General features: G+C 71.1%; 4 protein-coding genes. 2 read left to right on the plus strand and 2 right to left on the minus strand.

Going from position 1 to position 4,650, the window contains the following annotated elements:
* Both ACFY0K_RS36005 and ACFY0K_RS36010 read right to left on the minus strand, forming a co-directional pair.
* Positions 1-1,181 (minus strand): maltotransferase domain-containing protein (locus ACFY0K_RS36005; protein ID WP_390643374.1); only part of this gene is annotated, 1,181 nt, incomplete at its 3' end.
* A 101-nt stretch (positions 1,182-1,282) separates the two neighbouring features.
* Positions 1,283-1,576: a DUF5133 domain-containing protein gene (locus ACFY0K_RS36010; protein WP_351961495.1), complete on the minus strand. Its 294-nt coding sequence runs from the start codon at positions 1,574-1,576 to the stop codon at positions 1,283-1,285.
* A 323-nt stretch (positions 1,577-1,899) separates the two neighbouring features.
* Between ACFY0K_RS36010 and ACFY0K_RS36015 the strand changes: the two genes are divergently transcribed.
* A complete protein-coding gene (locus tag ACFY0K_RS36015) occupies positions 1,900-2,403 on the plus strand; it encodes a pep a2 (RefSeq protein ID WP_351961494.1) in 504 nt (167 codons plus the stop codon).
* 23 nt (positions 2,404-2,426) lie between these two features.
* Entirely contained in the window at positions 2,427-4,535 is a 2,109-nt protein-coding gene (glgX, locus tag ACFY0K_RS36020) for a glycogen debranching protein GlgX (RefSeq protein ID WP_390643375.1), read from the plus strand.
* Positions 4,536-4,650: the final 115 nt, after the last annotated feature.

Consider the following 4,650-nt stretch of genomic DNA (forward strand, 5'->3'; position numbering starts at 1 on the left):
TCCCAGAACACCACCGGCTTGGTGTGCGGGTTGTCCACGCGGAAGATCCGCACCCCGCACTCCATCCAGTGCCGCAGCACCCGCACCGTCTCGGCAACCAGACCGTCCATGTCGGCGTCGAAGGCGATGGGGTAGATGTCCTGGTACTTCTTCGGCGGGTTCTCGGCGTAGGCGATCGTCCCGTCCGGCCGGTGATGGAACCACTCCGGATGCTTCTCCACCCACGGATGGTCCGGCGAGCACTGCAACGCGAAGTCCAGCGCGACCTCCAGCCCGTGCCGGCCCGCCTCCGCCACGAACCACCGGAAGTCCTCGATCGTGCCCAGGTCCGGGTGGACGGCGTCGTGACCGCCCTCCGGCGAGCCGATCGCCCACGGCACCCCCACGTCCTCGGGGCCCGCCTCCAGGGTGTTGTTGGGGCCCTTGCGGAAGGTCGTCCCGATGGGATGGATCGGCGGCAGGTAGACGACGTCGAAACCCATCTCGGCGATCTTCGGCAGCCGACGGGCCGCCGTCCGGAACGTGCCGTGCGGCCGCTCCGGCGTCCCCTCCGAACGCGGGAAGAACTCGTACCACGAGCCGTACAGCGCCCGTTCCCGCTCCACCAGCAACGGCAGCGGCTCCGAGACCGTCACCAACTCCCGCAGCGGATACCGCGCCAGGATCTCGTCGACCTCGGGGGCCAGGGCGTTCGCCAGCCGCGTGTGCACGGGGAGGGAGTCGTCGCCGAGGGCCCGGGCCGCCGTCAGCACCCGTTCACGTCCGGGCCCGTCCGGGACTCCGGCGGCCGCCCGCCGGTAGAGCTCGGCGCCTTCCTCCAGCACCAGGCCCGTGTCGATGCCCGCCGGGATCTTCACCCGGGCGTGCTGTCGCCAGGTGGCGAGCGGGGCGCTCCAGGCCTCCACGCGGTACGTCCAACGGCCCGTCGCGTCCGGGGTGACCTCGGCTCCCCAGCGGTCGGCGCCGGAGGCCAGTTCCCGCATCGGCGTCCACGGGCCCGGGCGGCCCTCGGGATCGCACAGCACCACATTGGCGCCGACGGCGTCGTGCCCCTCGCGGAAGACGGTGGCGGTGACCTGGAAGGTCTCGCCGGGGACCGCCTTCACCGGCCGCCTGCCGCACTCCACGGCCGGCCGGACGTCACGCACCGGAACGCGGCCGATGGCCTCAGTCGCCTTCATGGGTCTCACCTCCGCCGTGCGCGGAGCCGGGCCCGGGGCCCGGCTCCGCGGTCCGTAGTGTGCCGGAAGACCGGTGTCTTCCCGCGGGTCCGCCTGCGGGATCAGTGCCTCGCGGAAGGCCGCTCCGCCGGCGGTCCCGGCCGGACCTTCCCACTCAGCTGGGACCGCCCACTCTGTTCCCGCACATACGTGACGAGGCTGGTGCGCAGGTAGCGCTCCGCCGCGTCCACCGCCTCCCGGGCGCAGCGCTTGCCCATCAGCACGCACAGCGTGTAGCCCGAGTCCTCGAAGGTGGACCGCACTTCGCGGTCCTGCGGCGAGGCGAGCATGACGCGCTCCCACGCCCGGTAGCGCCGCAGCTGCCGGGCCACCTCGGCCTTCGCGGGTAGCAGCATGGCCGTGTCTTTCCTTCCGACGCTCTCGAATGGGCACGTGTCCCCGGATCGGGGGAGCGTCCGGGCACGGAAGAGCACGGAGCCGTTACGGCGAATCGAGGCTTTCACTCATGGTGCACGGACGTTGACCGAGCGTCTTGTTGGAACTTCAACCACCTCGGCCGGCGTCGGCCGCCCCGTGTGCCTCTCGTGTTGCACGAATGGCGTAGCGCCCGCACAGTGAAGGTGACTCAGGAGCGATCAGCGCTCACGCTGCGCTTCCGGAACGGATTTCCGGACGGGTGAGGGGGAGCGAGAGCTTCGCGGGTGAGGAGCAAGCGACAATGAAGACCGCAGTACCCTGCTACTACCACCTCGACGTGGAGGTCAGCCCGGAACGGGTGGGACAGGTCAGCCGCATACTGGCCGCCCATCTGCGTTACTGGGATCTCGACAACCTCGTGGAACCCGTCTGCCGCGGTGCCGAACTGCTGCTGACCGCCATCGACCAGCACGCGACGGACAAACACACGTCCATCGAGATGTGGTGGAACGGGCAGCACCTCATCACGGCGATCGGGGACGAGGACCGGGATCTCCGCCCCGACCAGGACCTGCGCGGGTGCCTGGCGCACCTCGCCGCGACCAGCGACGGCTGGGGGTGCTGCGCCTCGGAGACCGGCAGCAAGATCATCTGGTTCTCGCAGCGGGCCCGGTCCGGGGAGCGTGTCCCGCTGGTCCCGACCGGTCCTGCGCCCCGGCTGCGTCGGGTCCTCAAGGTGCCGCGCGCCCTTCCCGTCACCCAGTTGGCCGCATCCGCCGGCGGCGTCCTGGAGGGCGCCCGGTGACGGCGAGGAAGTCCCGGAAAGGGGTGCCCGTGTGGAGCGGGCACCCCTACCCGTTGGGTGCCTCCTTCGACGGGCAGGGCACCAACTTCGCCCTGTTCAGCGAGGTCGCCGAGCGGGTCGAACTGGTCCTGGTGAACGACGCCGGCACCGAGACGACGGTGCCGATCACCGAGGTCGACGGCTTCGTCTGGCACGCGTACCTGCCCGGCGTCGGGCCCGGGCAGCGCTACGGCTACCGGGTGACCGGCCCCTGGGCCCCCGAGCTCGGCCACCGGTGCAATCCGGCGAAGCTGCTCCTGGACCCCTACGCGCAGGCGATAGACGGCCAGATCGACAACCACGCCTCCCTCTACGAGCGCACCCCCGGCGGCCCCTCCCCGGCCGACAGCGCCGGGCACTCGATGCTCGGCGTGGTCACCGACCCCTACTTCGACTGGGGCGACGACCGGCCGCCCCGCCGGCCCTACTCCGACTCGGTGATCTACGAGGCCCACGTCCGCGGCCTGACCCGCACCCATCCGGAGGTGCCCGAACGGCTCAGGGGCAGTTACGCCGGTCTCGCGCACCCGGCGGTCCTCGACCACCTGACCTCGCTCGGTGTCACGGCGGTCGAGCTGATGCCCGTGCACCAGTTCGTGCAGGACGGAGTGCTCCAGGACCGGGGCCTGTCCAACTACTGGGGCTACAACACCATCGGCTACTTCGCCCCGCACAACGCCTACGGCGCCTTCGGCAGCCGGGGCCAGCAGGTCAACGAGTTCAAGGCGATGGTGAAGGCGCTGCACGCGGCCGGCCTCGAAGTGATCCTCGACGTGGTCTACAACCACACCGCCGAGGGCAACGAGATGGGCCCCACCCTGTCCTTCCGGGGCATCGACAACGCCTCCTACTACCGGCTGGTCGACGGCGACTGGGCGCACTACTACGACACCACCGGCACCGGGAACAGCCTGCTGATGCGGCACCCCTACGTGCTCCAGCTGATCATGGACTCGCTGCGGTACTGGGTGACCGAGATGCACGTCGACGGCTTCCGCTTCGACCTCGCGGCCACCCTGGCGAGGCAGTTCCACGAGGTGGACCGGCTCTCGGCGTTCTTCGACCTGATCCAGCAGGACCCGGTGATCAGCAGGGTCAAGCTCATCGCCGAGCCGTGGGACCTGGGCGAGGGCGGCTACCAGGTGGGCAACTTCCCGCAGCTGTGGTCGGAGTGGAACGGCCGCTACCGGGACGCCGTACGGGACTTCTGGCGGGCCGAGCCGGGCTCGCTGGGCGAGTTCGCCTCCCGGCTCACCGGCTCCTCCGACCTGTACCAGGCCAGCAGGCGGCGGCCGCGGGCGAGCGTCAACTTCGTCACCGCGCACGACGGTTTCACGCTGCGCGACCTGGTGTCGTACAACGACAAGCACAACCAGGCCAACGGCGAGGGCAACCGGGACGGCGAGAGCCACAACCGGTCCTGGAACTGCGGGGCGGAGGGCGAGACCACCGACCCGGCCGTGCTGGAACTGCGGGCCCGCCAGCAGCGCAACCTGCTCGCCACCCTGCTGCTGTCCCAGGGCATCCCGATGCTCAGCCACGGCGACGAACTCGGCCGCACCCAGCGCGGCAACAACAACGCCTACTGCCAGGACAACGAAGTCTCCTGGATCGACTGGGAACTGACAGAGGAACAGCAGAACCTCACCGAGTTCACCCGGTACGTCATCGGCCTGCGCGCCGCCCACCCGGTTCTGCGCCGACGGCGCTTCTTCCTCGGCGAGACGACCACGCGTCCCGGGCAGCCGCTGCCCGACCTGGTGTGGCTGCTGCCGGACGCCCGCGAGATGACCGACCGGGACTGGCAGCGGCCCGACGCGCACTCGGTCGGGGTCTTCCTCAACGGCGACGCCATCGCCGAACGCGACCCCTACGGGCGGCGGCTGATCGACGACTCGTTCCTGCTGCTCCTCAACAGCCACTGGGAACCGGTGGACTTCCGGCTGCCCGACGACTCCTACGGCGAGCGCTGGACGACCCTCATCGACACGGCCGACCCGGAGGGGGTACCGGACGAACGCGAGCGCAAGGCGGGCACCAGGCTGCGCGTGGAGGCACGGAGCATGGTCGTGCTGTCGCGGCCGTCGCGGTAGTCGTTCGGCTGCGGGCGCCCGGGGGTTGGGGGGGGCGGTCGCCCCCCCCCCCCCCCCCCGGGGGGGGGGGGGGGCCCGGGCGGGCCGCCCCCCCCCCCACCCCCCCCCCCCCCCC

The organism is Streptomyces sp. NPDC001507 (assembly GCF_042894765.1).
GTDB lineage: Bacteria > Actinomycetota > Actinomycetes > Streptomycetales > Streptomycetaceae > Streptomyces.